Origin of the sequence: Rhizobium sp. X9 (assembly GCF_018873185.1) — a bacterium.
In the GTDB taxonomy this organism is placed as follows: domain Bacteria; phylum Pseudomonadota; class Alphaproteobacteria; order Rhizobiales; family Rhizobiaceae; genus Agrobacterium; species Agrobacterium oryzihabitans.
In genome coordinates this window covers 2617586-2635017 of record NZ_CP071311.1, presented here as the reverse complement: position 1 = coordinate 2635017, position 17432 = coordinate 2617586, and the positions used below count along the sequence as shown (strand labels likewise).

Genomic DNA, 17432 nt, shown 5'->3' with positions numbered 1-17432 from the left:
TGTGACAATCCCTTCGTTCCAGTCATGAAGAGCCGGTCGCTTGCATTTGGCCATTCGCGCCATTCGATGTTTTGTCGCGCATCTTTTCGGAAAATCGCTTCACAGTTTTGGGGTTGCACTGTAAAAGTGCCGAAATCCCAAGGAAATGGCGGTGTCTCGATGCCGTCTTCATGCAGATGGACATCATTATGGCACTCCCGAAAGACGTTAAGAAAGTCGTTCTCGCCTATTCCGGCGGCCTCGACACCTCGATCATCCTGAAGTGGCTTCAGACGGAACTCGGCGCTGAGGTCGTGACCTTCACCGCCGATCTCGGCCAGGGCGAAGAGCTTGAGCCGGCGCGCAAGAAGGCCGAGATGCTGGGCATCAAGGAAATCTTCATCGAGGACGTCCGCGAAGAGTTCGTACGTGATTTCGTTTTCCCGATGTTCCGCGCCAACGCCGTTTATGAAGGCGTCTATCTGCTTGGCACCTCCATTGCCCGTCCGCTGATTTCCAAGCACCTGATCGAGATCGCCAAGAAGACCGGCGCCGACGCCATTGCGCATGGCGCCACGGGCAAGGGTAATGACCAGGTCCGTTTCGAACTTTCGGCTTATGCGCTGAACCCGGATATCAAGATCATCGCCCCCTGGCGTGACTGGACGTTCAAGAGCCGTACCGACCTCCTGAACTTCGCCGAACAGCACCAGATCCCTGTTGCCAAGGACAAGAAGGGCGAAGCGCCTTTCTCGGTTGACGCCAACCTTCTGCATTCCTCCTCCGAGGGCAAGGTTCTGGAAGACCCGGCACTGGAAGCTCCGGAATATGTGCATATGCGCACCATCTCGCCGGAAGCGGCCCCGGACAAGGCAACCGTCATCAAGGTCGGTTTCCGCAAGGGCGATGCCTGCTCCATCAACGGCGTTGAAATGTCGCCGGCCACGCTTCTTGCAACGCTCAACAATTACGGTCGTGAAAACGGCATTGGCCGTCTCGATCTCGTTGAGAACCGTTTCGTCGGCATGAAGTCGCGCGGCGTTTACGAGACGCCCGGCGGCACCATTTTGCTGGCCGCGCATCGCGCCATCGAGTCCATCACGCTTGACCGGGGTGCTGCCCACCTCAAGGACGAGCTGATGCCGCGTTACGCCGAACTGATCTATTACGGTTTCTGGTTCTCGCCCGAGCGCGAAATGCTTCAGGCCCTGATCGACAAGAGCCAGGAACATGTGGAAGGCGAAGTGACGCTGAAGCTCTACAAGGGCAACGTCATGGTAACCGGCCGCGAGAGCGCCAAGTCGCTCTATTCCGACGCGCTGGTAACCTTCGAAGACGACCACGGCGCTTACGACCAGAAGGATGCGGCGGGCTTCATCAAGCTCAATGCGCTGCGCCTGCGCACCCTGGCCAAGCGTAACCTCAGCAAGTAATTTTCACTGAGGTACAGATAAGAAAAACCCGCAGGCGGGAACGCCTTGCGGGTTTTTTCACGTCTGTCTTTTGGAGACGATCCTGAAGCCGATGTAGCTTGCGACTGCTGTAAACTCCATCACCGGGATGATGATACCGAAGCCGGTCAAGGGCGAGCCGATCAGGGAGGCCGTGGCCCCGCCCGCAAAACCCGATCCCATCTGGATGAAACCCATCATGGCCGATGCCGAACCGGCAATGTGCGGGAAGGGCGCAAGCGCGGCCGTTACCATCGAGGGCGTCAGCAAGGCGATGCCGACTGTCGCTACCGCCACGGGCGCCATGATGGAGAGGAAGGATGGCGGCACGAGAAATACGGACAGCATGATGAGAAGCCCACCCGTGCCGGAAAAACAGAGGCCAAGTACGACCGAGCGCCGGTCGCCCAGCCGCGGTGCGATATAACGCAGGGCGATGGAGCCGAAGAAATAAGCGCCGGTCTGCATCAGCATGCCAACGCCGAAGGCTGTGGGGGACATGCCGACTTCGTTGATAAGGATGAAAGTCAGCATGGTCGCCTGCGCATAAAGCGCGCCTATGGAGCCGCCGAGCACGAGCGCGGCCAGAAGAAAACGCGGTTGCGCCAGCAATGCGCCATAGGCTGACAGGAGGTGGCGAGGGCGGATCAGGTTTTTATCCGGCCTCGTCGTTTCGCGCAGGAAAAACACCACGGACAGGATGGCGATAGCTCCAAGGCCGGCCATCAGGAAAAATACCGATTGCCAGCCGAAAGCCGCAAGCGAGAGACCGCCGATCGTCGGGCCCATGGCGGGACCGACGGCCAGCATGATGCCGATGAGGTTCATGATGCTGGAGGCTTCCGCGCCGGTGAACTGGTCGCGTACCACGGCGCGCGCCACCGTCATGCCGACGGAGGCGCCGATGCCCTGGACAAGCCGGGCGAAGAGCAGCACTTCAATCGTCGGGGCAAGGATGGCGAGCAAGCCGCCGCCGAGAAAGATCGACAGGAAGACGAGGCTCGCCTTGCGCCGTCCGAAGGCGTCGGATGCCGGCCCGGCAAGCAACTGCGCGATGGCGAAACCGGCGAAATAGAGGGAGAGGCTGAGTTTTACGGAGGACTCTGTTGTTGCGAAAACCCGTGTCAGCTCCGGCATGGCCGGCGTGTAGATCGCCATGGAAATGGGCGCAAGCGCCGTCAGCAAAGCTCCAAGCATTGCCGTGCGCTTTGTGGACATGATCGTTTTTGACGACATTGCGATCAGCAGTTCTGGCCAGGCTGTTCTGGCTGCAGATTGTTGCGCAACGTCTGCAGGAAGCTGCGGAAGAGCGCAACTTCCTCTTCGTTCAGCCCCTGTGTGGCATGAAGAACGAGCTGGTCGATTTCCTGCCGCACGGCTTCCAGCATTTCGGTAGAAGCCTTCGTCAGCACGATGCGCTTGGAACGTCTGTCCTGCGGGTCCTGCTGGCGCTCGATGAGATCGAGAGATTGCAGCTTGTCGAGATAGGCGCAGATCGTCATGGGTTCGATCCCGAGGCGGGCGGCGATGTCCGACTGCTTGCTGCCATCGACAACGGCAACCGTCAGCAAGGCTCTCGCCTCGCCGGGGGTCAGGCCCAGTCCGGCTTCAGAAATACGGCGCTCAAAAGCACTGTTCAGCAGCCGCGCGCCGCTGTTCAACAAAAATGCCAGTGAGTCTTTTTCGCGTTTCGTGCCCATGCTTTGCCTTTTCGTAAGTCAGCCTTACTAAATTCCGGGCGATAAGCAATGGTACGCAAATCATATTGTCGAAAATCGAGTAAAGTATTTGTCAATTAGGGTGCAGCATGTGCCGCACCATTGCGATAATCATCACGTCGAAGTTAAAAAAAACAGCACATCCTGCATTTTCTCTATGTCATCCGCAGTGCCGATGGACCGGGCAATCTCCACCTTGTGGGAAAAATAGGTCTGAAAGTCGAAATCCGTGTCGTCCGTCACGTCGGTTATATCGATCACGTCGCCATTGGCGTTCAGTGTCTGAGCGGGCAGTTCTGACGAAAGCTCAAGCCAGGTCTCATGGCTTATTTTCCCCGCGTCGTAATACTCCCGAGCGATTTCCCGCAATTCCCGGGGGCTGACACGGGTGAAGTCGATGCGATTGATCGTCTCTTCGAAGCCGGTAGCTGTGTCGGACTGGGCTGCCTTGCCGAAATCGGTGCTGTCTACAGGTCTGGCGTTTCTGGAATTGTCTCTGAAAAGGAAATTATTAGAGGCCCTTAAAGAATAAATCTCCATAATACATATCTCCATCATGGGATATTATTGCGATGAATCAGACCATGCCGTTGCCCGGCCGGTCAATACTTGGCGGCGACGGCATCTGGGTATTCCACACCAAAATCCGGCATATTGAATTGGTGGTGGAGGCGTGCCCATATGGGCTTAAACCGGAATTGTACAAGGAAGATGAAATGCCATCCAAGACCGCGCCCTATCCCGCACTCGTTACCTGGAACGGTTACAACGGTCTGCCAAAATTCGAAGCGGTCAAGGATGAGGATTTCGGCCCGGCCTTCGACGCAGCACTTCTGTCTCACGAGCAGGAAATCGATGCGATTGCCGGCAATCCACAGGCACCGACCTTTGAAAACACCGTGACGGCGCTCGAAATCGCAGGTGATGAGCTTTCGCGCATCTCGGCCCTGTTCTGGAACAAGGCGGGCGCTCACACCAATGGCAACATCCAGGCGCTGGAGCGGGAAATCGCGCCGAAAATGTCACGGCACTATTCCAAGATCGGCATGAACGAGGCGCTGTTCAAACGCATCGATGCGCTGTGGGAAAAGCGCGAGTCGCTTGCCCTGACAAATGAGGAAAAACGCGTTCTCGAACGGCATTGGAAGGGCTTCGTGCGCTCCGGTGCCAAGTTGCAGAAGGACCGCCAGGAGCGGCTCGCCGCGATCAACGAAGAACTTGCCGGCCTCGGTGCCAAGTTCGGGCAGAATGTGCTGGCGGATGAAAAGAACTGGAAGCTTCTGCTTTCTGCGGAAGACGAGCTTGCCGGCATTCCCGGTTTTCTGCGAGACGCGATGGCGGGTGCCGCACGCGAGCATGGTGAAGACGGAAAGTTCGCCGTCACCCTTTCCCGCTCCATCATCGAGCCATTCCTCACCTTTTCCGAGCGCCGTGATTTGCGCGAACAGGCCTTCAAGGCATGGGTGGCGCGTGGTGAAAACGGTGGCGAAACCGACAATCGCGATATCGTCCACCGCACGCTGGAACTGCGCGAGGAAAAAGCGAAGCTTCTCGGCTATGAGAATTTCGCGGCCTACAAGCTTGATGACACGATGGCGAAAACGCCGGATGCGGTGAACGGCCTTCTGGGGCAGGTCTGGGAAAAGGCCGTGCTGCGCGCGGGTGAAGAAGAGGCGGAGCTTGCCGCCATCATCACGCAGGAGGGCAAGAACCACGAGGTCATGCCCTGGGACTGGCGTCACTATGCCGAAAAACTGCGGGCGCAGAAATTCAGCTTCTCAGAGGCTGAGTTGAAGCCCTATCTGCAGCTGGAAAAGATCATCGACGCCTGCTTCGATGTGGCCAACCGGCTCTTCGGAATTCGGGCTGTCGAGGTCAAGGATGTCGCTGCCTATCACCCGGATGTGCGGGTTTTCGAAATCCGAGACAACAACGGCGATCTGAAAGCCATGTTCCTTGGCGATTATTTCGCCCGCCCCTCCAAGCGTTCCGGCGCATGGATGAGTTCGTTCCAGTCGCAGCACAAGCTGCCTTTGAAGAACGGCACGGTCGGCGAAATACCGATCATCTACAATGTCTGCAATTTCGCGAAACCGGCCGAGGGAAAACCGGCGCTGCTGTCGCTGGACGATGCGCGCACGCTGTTTCACGAATTCGGTCACGCCCTGCACGGCATGCTGTCCAATGTCACCTATCCTTCCGTCTCAGGAACGGGTGTCTCGCGCGATTTCGTCGAATTGCCTTCGCAGCTTTACGAGCATTGGCTGACGGTTCCGGAAATTCTGGAAAAATACGCGCTGCATTACGAAACCGGTGCGCCGATGCCGAAGGCCTTACTGGACAAGGTTCTGGCCGCCCAGACCTTCAATGCCGGTTTCAGCACGGTCGAGTTTACTTCTTCGGCAATCGTCGACATGGCGTTCCACACCCGGGAAAGCGTGAGCGACCCCATGGTCGTGCAAGGCGAGGTGCTGTCCGCCCTCAACATGCCGAAGTCCATCGTCATGCGGCACGCGACGCCGCATTTCCAGCACGTGTTTTCCGGCGATGGCTATTCTGCCGGTTATTATTCCTACATGTGGTCGGAAGTGCTGGATGCTGACGCCTTTTCAGCCTTCGAGGAGACCGGCAATCCCTTCGACGGCGAGATGGCGCGCAAGCTGAAGGATAATATCTACTCGGTTGGCGGCTCCATCGATCCGGAGGAGGCCTATCTTGCTTTTCGGGGCAAGATGCCGAGCCCGGACGCCATGCTTTTGAAGCGCGGCCTCGTATAACAGCCCGGTATAAAGACTGTCATATTTCTGAGCTAGAACCTGAGCGCAGGGGCCTTATGACAAGGCCCCCCCTTTCGCATTTGCAAAAAAAAGGTTATGAGCGCGCCAAACTAAATTGGCGTATCTCCTGATAGTAGCGCCCAACCTCAGAGATTTTGAACAATGGCACTTCGCAACATCGCGATCATCGCGCACGTTGACCATGGAAAAACGACGCTCGTGGACGAGCTTCTGAAGCAGTCCGGCTCGTTCCGCGACAACCAGCGTGTCGCCGAGCGCGTGATGGATAGCAACGATCTCGAAAAGGAACGCGGCATCACCATTCTCGCCAAGGCGACCTCGGTGGAGTGGAAGGGTGTTCGCATCAATATCGTCGACACCCCCGGCCACGCCGACTTCGGCGGTGAAGTCGAGCGTATCCTGTCGATGGTGGACGGCGCGATTGTTCTGGTCGATAGCTCGGAAGGCCCGATGCCGCAGACCAAGTTCGTGGTCAGCAAGGCGCTGAAGGTCGGTCTTCGCCCGATCGTTGCGATCAACAAGATCGACCGTCCGGATGGCCGCCATGAAGAAGTCATCAACGAAGTCTTCGACCTCTTCGCAAATCTCGATGCCACCGATGAGCAGCTCGACTTCCCCATCCTCTACGGTTCCGGCCGTGACGGCTGGATGAACGTCAACCCGGAAGGTCCGAAGGATCAGGGTCTTGCGCCGCTGCTCGATCTGGTTCTCGAACATGTTCCGGAGCCCACGGTTGAAGAAGGTCCGTTCCGTCTGATCGGCACGATCCTTGAAGCCAACCCCTTCCTCGGCCGTATCATCACCGGCCGCATCGCCTCCGGTTCGATCAAGCCGAACCAGGCCGTGAAGGTGCTTGGCCAGGATGGCAAGACGATCGAAACCGGTCGTATTTCCAAGATCCTCGCCTTCCGCGGCATCGAGCGCACTGCGATTGACGAAGCCCATGCGGGCGATATCGTCGCCATTGCCGGTCTGTCCAAGGGTACTGTTGCCGACACCTTCTGTGACCCCTCGGTCACTGAAGCGATGACCGCACAGCCGATCGATCCGCCGACCGTCACCATGTCCTTCATCGTCAACGACAGCCCGCTCGCCGGCACCGAAGGCGACAAGGTAACGTCGCGCGTCATCCGCGACCGCCTGTTCAAGGAAGCCGAAGGCAACGTTGCGCTGAAGATTGAAGAAGCCGAAGGCAAGGATTCGTTCTTCGTGTCCGGCCGTGGCGAATTGCAGCTGGCGGTTCTGATCGAAACCATGCGTCGCGAAGGTTTCGAGCTCGCCGTTTCGCGTCCGCGCGTCGTCATGCACAAGGATGAGAACGGCACCCTGCTGGAGCCGATCGAAGAAGTCGTGATCGACGTCGATGAAGAGCATTCCGGCGTCGTCGTTCAGAAGATGTCCGAGCGCAAGGCTGAAATGGCCGAGCTTCGTCCTTCCGGCGGCAATCGCGTTCGTCTGAAGTTCTATGCCCCGACTCGCGGCCTGATCGGCTACCAGTCGGAACTTTTGACCGACACGCGCGGCACGGCAATCATGAACCGTCTGTTCCACGACTATCAGCCCTTCAAGGGCCAGATCGCCGGTCGCGTCAACGGCGTTCTCCTGTCGAACGGTTCGGGCGAGGCAGTCGCTTACGCCATGTTCAACCTGGAAGATCGCGGCCCGATGATCATCGAGCCGGGTGAGAAGGTTTACGCCGGTATGATCATCGGCATTCACACGCGCGACAACGATCTTGAAGTGAACGTGCTGAAGGGCAAGCAGCTGACCAACATCCGCGCCGCCGGCAAGGATGAAGCCGTGAAGCTGACGCCGCCGATCCGCATGACGCTCGATCGCGCCCTTTCCTGGATCCAGGAAGACGAACTGATGGAAGTGACGCCGAAGTCCATCCGTCTGCGCAAGATGTTCCTGGACGCCAACGACCGCAAGCGTTTCGAAAAGGCAAAGCTCGCTGTCTGATCGCGGCTTGTCGTCACGAATTTGGAAAAACCCGGCTTCGAGCCGGGTTTTTTTATGCCCATGTTTTTATTTGTGCATGAGTCGAAAGATGCTTGTGCCAAAGGTTAAGGATGCGTTAATTTTTATCGGTCGTCCACATGAATAGGCTGTGGGTAAGCTTGCCGGCGTTAACCTTTATGACTGGTAAGTTTCCGTGGCCGGGGCCAGAATCGCGTTATGAAAACGTTATCCATCGATGTTCGCCGGGCCGAACCGCATGATGCGCGCGCCATCTCCGAGGCGCACCGTCTGTCGTGGCAACAGGCCTATGCGGGGCTTATCCCGCACAGGCCGCTGACGCAGATGCTGGAGCGCCGTGGCGAAGTCTGGTGGAAGAAGGCGACCAAAGGCTCCGCTACCATGCTGGTGGTGGAAGTGGCCGGTGTGGTTGCCGGATATGCGACACTGGGCCTCAGCCGCGCGCGCGGGCTGCCGCATGATGGCGAGATTTATGAACTTTATCTGCGGCCGGAATATCAGGGCATCGGACTCGGCTCGTTGCTATTCACCGAAGCGCGACGGCTGCTGAGATCGCTCGGATGCAACGGCATCGTTGTGTGGTGCCTTGAAGACAGCGACGTCGCCAATCGGTTTTTCCGTTCGCATGGCGGCCGGGATATTGCCGAGGGCATGGAAGACTTCGACGGCAAGTCACTGCGCAAAGTCGGCTTCGTCTGGAACTGATAAAAGTGCCGGTGGATGCCGCCCGGTTTGGTTTTTCCTGCCGGCCATGCGCAATCGCGATACCCTCAAATCTTGCATTCTGCCTTATCCGCCCAAAGCCATGTTGCAATGCGGCGACTTTCCCAGTATCGAAAACCAAATCCAACCCGTCGAATTGAGGGAAGCGAATGCGTATCGATGCAATTTCCATAGGCAAGAACCCACCGGATGACGTGAATGTTATCGTTGAGGTGCCGGTCGGTGGCCATCCGATCAAGTATGAAATGGACAAGGACGCCGGTGCGCTGATCGTCGATCGTTTCCTCTACACGCCGATGACCTATCCGGGTAACTATGGCTTCGTGCCGCACACGCTGTCCGACGATGGCGACCCGATTGATGTTCTCATCTGCAACACCCGTCCGCTGGTTCCCGGCTGCGTGATCAACGTTCGTCCCATCGGCGTGATGATCATGGAAGATGACGGCGGCAAGGACGAGAAGATCCTCGCTGTGCCGGCTCCCAAGCTGACGCGCCGTTACGACAAGGTCCACAACTACACCGACCTGCCGGAAATCACGCTGAAGCAGATCGAGCATTTCTTCGAGCACTACAAGGATCTGGAGCCCGGCAAGTGGGTGAAGATGGGCGGCTGGCAGGATGTCGACGTCGCCAAGAAGCTGATCGTCGAAGCCATTGAGCGCTACAAGGCGCAGGGCTGATTGGCTTAACCTGTCAGCTTTTTAAAAAGCTTTTCGAAATCCTCCGGGTCGGTATCGATCCGGAGGATTTTTTTACGCGCTGTTTCGCCTGAAATGACGGTGATCGTAGATTTGGGCAGGCCGAGTTTTTTTGCCAGCAAAACAATCAGGGCCCTGTTCGCCTTGCCACCTTCCGGCACGGCGCTGACGCGGACTTTCAGATGCGCGTTTCCGTCCGCATCCTGTTCCACGCCGTCAATCGCATCCCGCCCGCCATTCGGCGTGAGGCGAACCGACAGGCGGACATGACCATCGTGCTTTTGCCAGAGGCCACTCAAACGGTCATCGGATAAAGCGTGTTCCACATGAAGGAGCGGATGAAGAAGATGATCAGCAGCAGGATGATCGGCGAAATGTCGATGCCGCCGAGATTGGGCAGAATGCGGCGGATGGGGCGCAGGGCCGGTTCCGTGACATTGACCAGGAAACTTCCAATGGCATTCACGAACTGGTTGCGGGAATTGATGACGTTGAAGGCGTAAAGCCAGGAAAAAATGGCGCTGGCAATCAGCACCCACGTATAGAGGTTCAAGGCCAGATCGATGGTCTGAAACAGGGCAAGCATCAATATCTCCGTATCTTGGTTGCTAGACATTTAGACATTCGCTCGTGAACCGGCAAGTGTTGCGCCAGGAGGGCTGGCGATTCTTGTCGTATCGCTCTATTGCAAACGTCTCATATTGTCTTGCGAGCACCCAGCCGATGTCCCTGCCTTCTGCCGAAAACCGCTTCGGTGCATTCCGGCACAGTTCCTATCGCCGTTTTTTCAGCGCCCGGTTTTTCTCGGCCTTCGCCATTCAGATCGTCAGCGTTTCCGTCGGCTGGCAGATGTATGAGGTCACCGGCAATGCATTTTATCTCGGTCTGATCGGTCTTTTCCAGTTTCTGCCGTCATTGCTTTTGATCCTCGTCACGGGAACAGTCGCCGACAGGCATAACCGCCGGCGTATCATGGCCATCTGCCTCGTGATCGCGGCCGGCTGCGCTGTGGCTCTGCTTGGCTTGACGATAACGCACAGCTTTTCGCCCTGGCCGGTCTTCGCCATTCTGGTTGTGTTCGGCATAGAGCGGGCATTCATGGGGCCGGCTGTGCAGTCGCTTGCACCCAATCTCGTGCCGGTCGAGGATTTGCCGAATGCCATTGCCTGGAATTCCTCGTCCTGGCAAATGGCATCCATTCTCGGCCCCGTTGCCGGCGGTCTGCTTTATGGGCTCGGCGCATCCGTTGCCTATAGCGTGGCATTCGTGCTCTTCATCGTGTCCGCGACGCTGGCCGTGACGATCCGGAAGCCTGAGCAGCGCGGTCCGGCGAAAGCCATCAGCCTCGAGACCATGCTGGCGGGATTCAAATTTATCTCGCAGGAAAAAGTCGTTCTCGGCGCCATTTCGCTCGATCTTTTTGCCGTCCTGCTGGGCGGCGCTGTCGCTTTGATGCCGATTTTTGCCAAGGAAGTGCTGACACTCGGACCATGGGGTCTCGGGCTTCTGCGTGCGGCACCCGGTATCGGCGCAATTACAGTTGCGGTCATTCTGGCATTCAGGCCCATCCGCCACAATGCCGGTCTGCTGATGTTTGTTGGTGTCGGGTTTTTCGGTATTTCGACGGTGGTGTTCGGACTTTCCGAAACCGCATGGGTGTCGATTGCCGCATTGGTGGTGATGGGCGCATCGGACATGGTGTCCGTTTATGTGCGGGAAACGCTGATTGCACTCTGGACGCCGGATGAGGTGCGCGGGCGCGTGAATGCGGTGAACATGGTCTTCGTCGGAGCCTCCAACGAGCTGGGAGAATTCCGCGCCGGCACCATGGCGCATGTGGTTGGAGCCGTGCCCGCCGTCGTCATCGGCGGGACGGGCACGCTTGCGGTCGCGGTCATCTGGGCGCTCGGCTTTTCAAAGCTGCGCAGGATCGACAATCTGGATGCGCCGAACTGACGGCGGATTGCCTCAGCGCTGCGCCTTGCCTTCGAAAACCAGATCAAGGAAATTGCCGAGCCAGGAACGGAGCGGCGTGTCGAACAACATGCGTCCTTCGAGATGCTGGCTGCCCACCTGTGCATTGGGCATGCCGAAACGCTGCGCGCCGCGCACCACCCAGCTGTGCATCATGGCGCGGGTCAATTCGGCATGAAATTGCAGGCCCCAGGCGTTCTTTCCGTATCTATAGGCCTGATTGGGATAGGTTTCGCCCGACGCCAGCAGCTCGGCCCCTCGCGGAAGCTCGAAGCCCTCGCGGTGAAAATGGTAGACCATCTTCGGCCAATGCGGCATCAGCAGCCGCCCGTGTTCGGTGGCGTGAAGCGGATACCAGCCGATCTCCACCTTGCCTTCCCTGTCAGCCTCCACCTTGCCGCCCAGATGTTTGGACAGCATCTGCGCGCCGAGACAGATGCCGAGAAAGGGCTTGTTTTCCTTCAGCGGCACCTTCAGCCAGTCAATTTCGGCTTTGACATAATCATGCGGGTCATTGGCGCTCATCGGGCCGCCGAAAATGATGGCGCCCGCATGTTTCTCCAGCGTTTGCGGCAGGTCATCGCCGAGCGCGGGGCGCCTTATATCCAGCCTGTAGCCCTTTTCCACCAGCATCTGGCCGACGCGGCCGGGCGTGGAACGTTCCTGATGCAGGACTACGAGCAGTGAAGGTTGTTTTCCCTGTTGCCTGGAAGGGTCAAACAGCATCGTCTTCGTTTTCGCTTTCTTCAGCGGGCCCGGACCTCGTGGCGGCCTGCTGACGTTGCAGAACCCTGTCGCGTACGGAAACACCGAGCAGATCGGCCACTCGCCAGATCACATGGTCTTCCATTTCGCTTCGTTCGCCGTCAGCGTAAACAATATCCCAGAGGATGCCAATAAGCTCCACACGCTGATCTTCGTCGAGATGGCGGCGGATATCGGTGGTGAAGCGGTAATAGTCGACGGCTTCCTTGCCGGCCTCCTGGCCTGCGGCAAGAAGCGCGTCCAGCTTGCCGGCGTCGAGACTGTAATAGTCCTGGAGGATTTCGCGAAGGCGGTCACGCTCGCTTTTCGAGACGGTGCCATCGGCTTCCATCACCTGAAAGCAGAGGGCGGCGACCGCCACCCTCAGATCATCCGGGCTGAATTCATCCGTATGCTGGCCAACGAGGTTCTGAATAAACGACTGGATTTGGTTGAACATCGATAGCCTGTTCGTCAGAAGAGTTTCAAGCGGGTCTTTGGTTCGGTTTCGACGCCGGGCTTTTTGACGCCCGGGTCATCCGGCGCCCCGCCGAAAAACGGCACGGGTTCCGCCTTCACATCCGCTGCATCCGCTTCCACCGGCGCCTCGATCGTTACCGGCCTGTTCTCCTTGGGGGCCGATACGACCGGCTTGACCTCAATCGGCTCGGCAGGTGCGGGTTTCGGCTCCACACGCGCCTCAGGTGCGGCCGGGACAACGATCGTTGCGGGGGCTGGTTCGGCCCTCGCTGGTGCGGCGGCAATCGCATTGTCTATCGTCATGTCTTCGACGGGACCTTCCAGCTGGCCGAAAGGCGCTTTCCATTCAAAGGCGTCGAGGCGGCCGGTGACCGGCGAGACGGGCAGCCATTTTTCCGAAACGATGTTATCGGCCACCCAGGCCGGATCTCGCGGTGCGCGCAGCGCCTGCGCCATCCAGTAGCGGACCCGTCCCTGATCGCCGGTTTCGGCCTCCTCGATATCGGCCATCAGCAGGAAGATGCTTTCGCGTGGCTCGATGCGGGCGGCGGCCTCCGCCTTGGCTCGCGCCTTGGCAAATTCCTTGGCGTCGAGTGCGGCCTGCGCCACGGCAAACAGGGATTCGATGTTGTTGGGCTTCAGGCTTTCAAGCCGTTCGGCGCGTTTCAGGCGGTCAATAGCCGTATCGCCGCTGCGCGCCCGCACATAAAGTTCGGCGATCTGCGGATGCGGATCGGTCTTCCAGACCGGCTCCAGAACCGTTGCCGCCTTGCGCAGATTGTCTTCGCGAAGATAGGATTTTGCCGCGATCAACGCTGCCGGCACAAGGCTTTTCGCGAGCTTGAGAGCATGTTTTGCATCCTCGCGCGCACCCACCGGATCGCTTTCCAGCTTCTCGCCGGCCTTTGCCGTCAGCAGCACCGCTTTCAGCCGTTCCGCCTCACCGCGTTCGATGACGCCTGCCGCCTTCTGCTGGTCGAGGAGGCGGATCGCGTCGTCCCATTGTCCATTGCGGCAGCGGTTTTCCAACGTCGCCTGCGCTGCCCATGGCAGGTAAGGGGCTTTTTCCGCCGCGTCCTCGGCATATTGCTGGGCCGCCTCATAGGCTCCCTGACGGCGGGCCTCGATATAGAGGCCGCGAAGACCAAGTTCGCGGGTTTCCGGATCGCGGGCCATCGCCTCGAATTTGCGTCGCGCCTCGTCATATTTGCCTTCGATGAGATCGGCCTGCGCATCGAGCAGATGGATCAACGGCTCCTGATCGGCGCTGAGCAGCCCCTGCGTGCGGGCCGTCATCTTGCGGGCGAGAATGGCGTTGCCGGCACCGGCGGCGATAAGGCCGGTGGAAAGCGCCTGATAACCGCGGTCGCGCTTGCGGGCGCGAAAATAGCGCCGGGCAGCGTTCGGCGATGTCCATACGGCATTAACGATCCACCAGACCAGCATCACGGCGGCAACCAGCGCCGCAATGATGGAAGCGGCGACCATCAGGCTCATTTCGATCAACTGGCCCTGCCAGACGATGGAAAGGACACCGGGCCTGTCCGCGAGCCAGGAAAAACCGAAACCGAGCGCCAGAACGATAAGGGCGAAAGTCAGAATTCTGGTCATGCCTTACCCCTGCCTGCCGGTGCTGGTGATGGCGCGGTTCAAGGTGCCTCCCACCAGGTTTTCAACCTCGATGCGGGCATCGAGGGACTTTTTATAGTCGGCGGATGCTGTCCTGGCGGCCTCGGGAAGCCCGTTCCATTCAAGCGCCGCACCCTGCAGATCACCGTTGCGCAGCTTGTTTTCCATGCGCGCGATCATGGCGTCGGGGGTCTCGCCTTCGATATTTCCGACCGGGCGCACCTTCACCAGCGAAAAGGCGCTTTCCGTCAGGCGCTCAACGATGCCCTGATTGGGATCAGGCTGGTTGATGGCGGACAGCATCGCATTGGCGACATCAGGGAACTTCTGCATCAGTTCCGAGCGCGACGGCACACCGGTCGCAGCAAAGGATTGCAGCGATGCAATGGCGGGATCGTCGGGGATCACTTTCGAGAGCGTATCGAGTTCGGTCAGGAACGGCCCGCCGCGATCGATCGCTGCCTTCAGCCCGGCAGACGCGATGGCGCGGGCGACTTCGATATCGTCACGCGGCTCGTTGATCTTGGCTTCCGCGTCAGTAAGGCGACGCGTCAGGTCCGCCGTCGCCGAGGCCTGTGCGGATCGCTCCGACTGGAGTGTGGATTCCAGCGCGGCTATTTTTTCCGAAAGCGCATCCACCTGTGGCGCCTCGCCCTTTGTGCTCTCGAGGGTGGCGATGCGTTGTTCCAGAGCCGAGGTGTCTCCGGTGCTGGCCGGAACATTGGCGAGCTGCTGACGCAGGCTCCCCAGATCGGTTCTCAATGCGGCGATCTCATCGCTTCCGGCTTTACCCGCATTAAATGAGGGCAGGATGCCGGCATATTGCATGCTGCCGGCAGCAGCGAGGGCCACGAGGCCGCCGACGATGCCCGCTGCGATCAGGCCGGAGGTTGCTGCCTGTTTGCGCTCGGGTTGCTGCGTCGTGGAGGGTCTGGCCGGTCCCGATGACGGGGCGCTGGTCGAGGGTCTTGCAGTGGCAGTCGCGCTTCCGGATGCGGCAGAGGCCGATGAAGTGGAAGCAGAAGTCGCAGGCTTTGCGCTGGCTGCGGCAGCGGCGCTTGTTCCGATGGTGCCCGTGGCGGGTTTCGCATCGGTTTTTGGCGGAACAGGCGTCGGCGAAACGGCCTCTGTCTGTTTGTCCGTCGGCTTCTCTCCCTGCGGCCTGTCGGCTGCGGGCTCTGCCTTGTGGACGTTCGGCTCGGGCTCGATTGGGGTCTTGTGTGGCTGGTCCCAAACCGGCGCAGGGTTGGCCGTTTCGGCTACCGAGGGCTTCTGGTCCGGAACGCTTGGTTCTGCAGCTGTGGCCTGTGCCTTCTCGCTGGTCCTATCATCAGTATTGGCAGCGTCCACGTCGGCGGAAATTGCTTTCACGTCTTTTGCGTCCAGGTCGATGGTGACCGGTTCGGCTTTGGACTTGGAGTGGCGTGGCGGCTTTCCCGATACCATGACAACCTCATTTCTGCCTGCAATAGTCTAAACCTAGTCAGTGACGGCGGCAAAGGAAAGAGGCGAGCCTGAATTAGGTTCCCGAGTTGCGGTGAAGAAGTTCAAACATCGCCGCCTCGTTCGCGCTTTCTGCCGCCCCTGCATTCTCACGGAAGATTTCCGGAACCAGCGAAAGCACATTGCGGCTGATGCAGACGAATTGTGTAGAGGCCAGCGCCGCCACATATTTTTCCGCAGACGCGTGACGGAAAAATGCCTTTGCCGCTTCCGATGAATAGAGCAGCACCACATCGGCAGCTCTCTTCAGAAGCACCGTTTCGAGCATATCTTCCGAAAGATCTGACGGCTGCATTTCGTAACAATCGACTGCCCGGAAGGGGATCCCGGCAGCAGCAAGACCATCTTCGAAGACGGAGCCTCGTGGCGTACCGGCGAGATAAAGCAGGGGGAGGCCGTTCTTCAGAAGGGAGCGATGCTCCGCGACGAGCGCAGCGAGAGCCGCCGCATCGCCAGAGGCTGTGAAGATATTGCTGAAGCCGATTTTTTCTGCCGCCTCCGCCGTCGCCTCACCGACGGCGAAGAGCGGTTTTGACAGATGGGGTACAAGTCGGTCGCGCATGGTCTCCAGCGACCGCAGGGCCTCGGCGCTGGTGACGGCGATAGCCGATAGCGGGTCCGATAGCGCCGGGATGGCGTGCTCGCCGTAGTGGACGGGATGAAACAGCGGAAGAAGCACTGGCTGGTGGCCGAGGGCTTCAAGCTTTGCGGCCGTCTTTTCGCCCGAACGATGCGGCCGGGTGACGACGATCCGCATCGGCTCAGCTCCAGCCGTCGAAAAAGTTGCTGCCGGCCCGGGCGCGCACGTCTTCGCCGGCCTTGCGGCCCAAAGCTTCGGCATCCTTGCGGGCCCCGGAAATCTCGACGCCGTGGCTCGTCTGTCCGTCCGGGGTGAGGATCAGGCCGGAAAAATGCAGTTCCTCACTGTCACAGGTGGCGTAGCCTGCAATCGGGGTGCGACAGGAGCCATCGAGGGCTGCCAGAAAGGCACGTTCGCAGGTCACGGCATCATAAGTGGGCATGTCATTGATGGATGACAGCAAATCGTCCATGCGATTGTCACCGATACGGCTCTCGACGCAGATCGCGCCCTGCGCGGGGGCAGGCGGAAAATCCTTCGGGTCGAGGATTTCCGTCGGGACGCTATCCATGCCCAGCCTCTTCAAGCCGGCAAAGGCGAGAAGCGTGGCGTCCGCCTGCCCTTCTTCCAGCTTGCGCAGGCGGGTTTCCACCTGGCCGCGGAAGATGATGACGCTCAGATCCGGCCGCAGTCGCCGGATCAGCGCCTGGCGGCGCAAGGAGGCAGAACCGACCACGGCGCCCTGCGGCAGTTCCAGAAGTTTCGGTGCGGTGCGGCCGATGAAGGCGTCCCGCATGTCCTCGCGCGGCAGGAAGGCGGAAAGATGGAGGCCGTTGGGCAGAACGGTCGGCATGTCCTTGGAGGAATGGACGGCAATATCAAGCTCGCCGGACAGAAGCTGGCTCTCCAGTTCCTCCGTAAACAGGCCCTTGCCGCCGATCTCCGACAGAGCGCGGTCGGTTATCCGGTCACCCTTGGTGGACAGCACGACGATTTCGAACATCTCTTCCGGCAGATCATGTGCCGCCATCAGCCGGTCACGCGTCTCGTAAGCCTGTGCGAGCGCCAGAGGGCTGCCGCGCGTGCCGATTCGGAAAGGTTTTGTTTGCATCCGCGTCTATCCATTGTTACCGGAGTTGTCTTAGACCAACTCAGCGCATGATCGCAATGAA

Annotated in this window: 17 protein-coding genes; 6 read left to right on the top strand and 11 right to left on the bottom strand. The window is 59.2% G+C overall.

The window, feature by feature from the left end; all coding sequences use genetic code 11:
* Positions 1–188 precede the first annotated feature (188 nt).
* Positions 189–1412: an argininosuccinate synthase gene (locus JZY08_RS12745; RefSeq protein WP_035222091.1), complete on the top strand. Its 1224-nt coding sequence runs from the start codon at positions 189–191 to the stop codon at positions 1410–1412.
* A gap of 57 nt (positions 1413–1469) precedes the next feature.
* Here JZY08_RS12745 and JZY08_RS12740 read toward each other — a convergent pair whose 3' ends face one another.
* From JZY08_RS12740 to JZY08_RS12730, 3 genes are all read right to left on the bottom strand, one after another.
* On the bottom strand, positions 1470–2666 hold the full coding sequence (locus JZY08_RS12740) for a multidrug effflux MFS transporter (protein WP_216330347.1): 1197 nt from the start codon (positions 2664–2666) through the stop codon (positions 1470–1472).
* A gap of 5 nt (positions 2667–2671) precedes the next feature.
* The gene (locus tag JZY08_RS12735; RefSeq protein WP_003492430.1) at positions 2672–3130 is read right to left on the bottom strand and encodes a MarR family winged helix-turn-helix transcriptional regulator; all 459 of its coding nucleotides are present in this window, start codon (positions 3128–3130) and stop codon (positions 2672–2674) included.
* A gap of 132 nt (positions 3131–3262) precedes the next feature.
* The gene (locus JZY08_RS12730) at positions 3263–3688 is read right to left on the bottom strand and encodes a hypothetical protein (RefSeq protein WP_003492429.1); all 426 of its coding nucleotides are present in this window, start codon (positions 3686–3688) and stop codon (positions 3263–3265) included.
* Between the two features lie 176 nt (positions 3689–3864).
* Between JZY08_RS12730 and JZY08_RS12725 the strand changes: the two genes are divergently transcribed.
* The 4 genes from JZY08_RS12725 (at position 3865) to ppa (ending at position 9332) form a co-directional block, all read left to right on the top strand.
* A complete protein-coding gene (locus tag JZY08_RS12725) occupies positions 3865–5925 on the top strand; it encodes a M3 family metallopeptidase (RefSeq protein ID WP_216330346.1) in 2061 nt (686 codons plus the stop codon).
* A 162-nt stretch (positions 5926–6087) separates the two neighbouring features.
* Complete coding sequence (gene typA / locus JZY08_RS12720) at positions 6088–7908, top strand: translational GTPase TypA (RefSeq protein WP_003492424.1); 1821 nt, start codon at positions 6088–6090, stop codon at positions 7906–7908.
* Positions 7909–8124: 216 nt separating this feature from the next.
* Positions 8125–8631, top strand: a complete 507-nt coding sequence (locus tag JZY08_RS12715) for a GNAT family N-acetyltransferase (protein ID WP_003492423.1) — start codon at positions 8125–8127, stop codon at positions 8629–8631.
* Between the two features lie 167 nt (positions 8632–8798).
* Positions 8799–9332: an inorganic diphosphatase gene (gene ppa / locus JZY08_RS12710; protein WP_003492422.1), complete on the top strand. Its 534-nt coding sequence runs from the start codon at positions 8799–8801 to the stop codon at positions 9330–9332.
* Between the two features lie 5 nt (positions 9333–9337).
* Here ppa and JZY08_RS12705 read toward each other — a convergent pair whose 3' ends face one another.
* Both JZY08_RS12705 and JZY08_RS12700 read right to left on the bottom strand, forming a co-directional pair.
* Positions 9338–9649, bottom strand: coding sequence for a DUF167 domain-containing protein (locus JZY08_RS12705; RefSeq protein WP_216330345.1), 312 nt, complete (start codon positions 9647–9649; stop codon positions 9338–9340).
* Positions 9646–9936 carry a YggT family protein gene (locus JZY08_RS12700; protein ID WP_003492418.1) on the bottom strand — a complete coding sequence of 97 codons (291 nt, stop codon included), beginning with the start codon at positions 9934–9936 and terminating at the stop codon, positions 9646–9648. The genes JZY08_RS12705 and JZY08_RS12700 overlap by 4 nt, the downstream gene beginning before the upstream one ends.
* A 137-nt stretch (positions 9937–10073) precedes the next feature.
* Between JZY08_RS12700 and JZY08_RS12695 the strand changes: the two genes are divergently transcribed.
* The gene (locus JZY08_RS12695; RefSeq protein ID WP_003492417.1) at positions 10074–11306 is read left to right on the top strand and encodes an MFS transporter; all 1233 of its coding nucleotides are present in this window, start codon (positions 10074–10076) and stop codon (positions 11304–11306) included.
* A 12-nt stretch (positions 11307–11318) separates the two neighbouring features.
* Here JZY08_RS12695 and JZY08_RS12690 read toward each other — a convergent pair whose 3' ends face one another.
* The 6 genes from JZY08_RS12690 to hemC form a co-directional block, all read right to left on the bottom strand.
* Positions 11319–12050 (bottom strand): glutamine amidotransferase, encoded by a 732-nt coding sequence (locus JZY08_RS12690; protein WP_003492416.1) that lies wholly within the window; start codon positions 12048–12050, stop codon positions 11319–11321.
* Positions 12040–12528: a TerB family tellurite resistance protein gene (locus JZY08_RS12685; RefSeq protein WP_003492415.1), complete on the bottom strand. Its 489-nt coding sequence runs from the start codon at positions 12526–12528 to the stop codon at positions 12040–12042. The genes JZY08_RS12690 and JZY08_RS12685 overlap by 11 nt, the downstream gene beginning before the upstream one ends.
* A gap of 14 nt (positions 12529–12542) precedes the next feature.
* Positions 12543–14159, bottom strand: a complete 1617-nt coding sequence (locus tag JZY08_RS12680; protein ID WP_216330344.1) for a heme biosynthesis protein HemY — start codon at positions 14157–14159, stop codon at positions 12543–12545.
* Positions 14160–14162: 3 nt separating this feature from the next.
* Complete coding sequence (locus tag JZY08_RS12675) at positions 14163–15623, bottom strand: COG4223 family protein (protein WP_216330343.1); 1461 nt, start codon at positions 15621–15623, stop codon at positions 14163–14165.
* A gap of 73 nt (positions 15624–15696) precedes the next feature.
* On the bottom strand, positions 15697–16437 hold the full coding sequence (locus JZY08_RS12670; protein WP_216330342.1) for a uroporphyrinogen-III synthase: 741 nt from the start codon (positions 16435–16437) through the stop codon (positions 15697–15699).
* Positions 16438–16441: 4 nt separating this feature from the next.
* A complete protein-coding gene (gene hemC / locus JZY08_RS12665) occupies positions 16442–17371 on the bottom strand; it encodes a hydroxymethylbilane synthase (protein ID WP_216330341.1) in 930 nt (309 codons plus the stop codon).
* Between the last annotated feature and the right edge of the window lie 61 nt (positions 17372–17432).

Coding starts and splice junctions, on each gene's coding strand:
- JZY08_RS12730 (WP_003492429.1), bottom strand. CDS start 3,688: ATGGAGATTTATTCTTTAAGGGCCTCTAATAATTTCCTTTTCAGAGAC.
- JZY08_RS12690 (WP_003492416.1), bottom strand. CDS start 12,050: ATGCTGTTTGACCCTTCCAGGCAACAGGGAAAACAACCTTCACTGCTC.
- JZY08_RS12700 (WP_003492418.1), bottom strand. CDS start 9,936: ATGCTTGCCCTGTTTCAGACCATCGATCTGGCCTTGAACCTCTATACG.
- JZY08_RS12725 (WP_216330346.1), top strand. CDS start 3,865: ATGCCATCCAAGACCGCGCCCTATCCCGCACTCGTTACCTGGAACGGT.
- JZY08_RS12675 (WP_216330343.1), bottom strand. CDS start 15,623: ATGGTATCGGGAAAGCCGCCACGCCACTCCAAGTCCAAAGCCGAACCG.
- hemC (WP_216330341.1), bottom strand. CDS start 17,371: ATGCAAACAAAACCTTTCCGAATCGGCACGCGCGGCAGCCCTCTGGCG.
- ppa (WP_003492422.1), top strand. CDS start 8,799: ATGCGTATCGATGCAATTTCCATAGGCAAGAACCCACCGGATGACGTG.
- typA (WP_003492424.1), top strand. CDS start 6,088: ATGGCACTTCGCAACATCGCGATCATCGCGCACGTTGACCATGGAAAA.
- JZY08_RS12735 (WP_003492430.1), bottom strand. CDS start 3,130: ATGGGCACGAAACGCGAAAAAGACTCACTGGCATTTTTGTTGAACAGC.
- JZY08_RS12680 (WP_216330344.1), bottom strand. CDS start 14,159: ATGACCAGAATTCTGACTTTCGCCCTTATCGTTCTGGCGCTCGGTTTC.
- JZY08_RS12685 (WP_003492415.1), bottom strand. CDS start 12,528: ATGTTCAACCAAATCCAGTCGTTTATTCAGAACCTCGTTGGCCAGCAT.
- JZY08_RS12670 (WP_216330342.1), bottom strand. CDS start 16,437: ATGCGGATCGTCGTCACCCGGCCGCATCGTTCGGGCGAAAAGACGGCC.
- JZY08_RS12740 (WP_216330347.1), bottom strand. CDS start 2,666: ATGTCGTCAAAAACGATCATGTCCACAAAGCGCACGGCAATGCTTGGA.
- JZY08_RS12715 (WP_003492423.1), top strand. CDS start 8,125: ATGAAAACGTTATCCATCGATGTTCGCCGGGCCGAACCGCATGATGCG.
- JZY08_RS12745 (WP_035222091.1), top strand. CDS start 189: ATGGCACTCCCGAAAGACGTTAAGAAAGTCGTTCTCGCCTATTCCGGC.
- JZY08_RS12695 (WP_003492417.1), top strand. CDS start 10,074: ATGTCCCTGCCTTCTGCCGAAAACCGCTTCGGTGCATTCCGGCACAGT.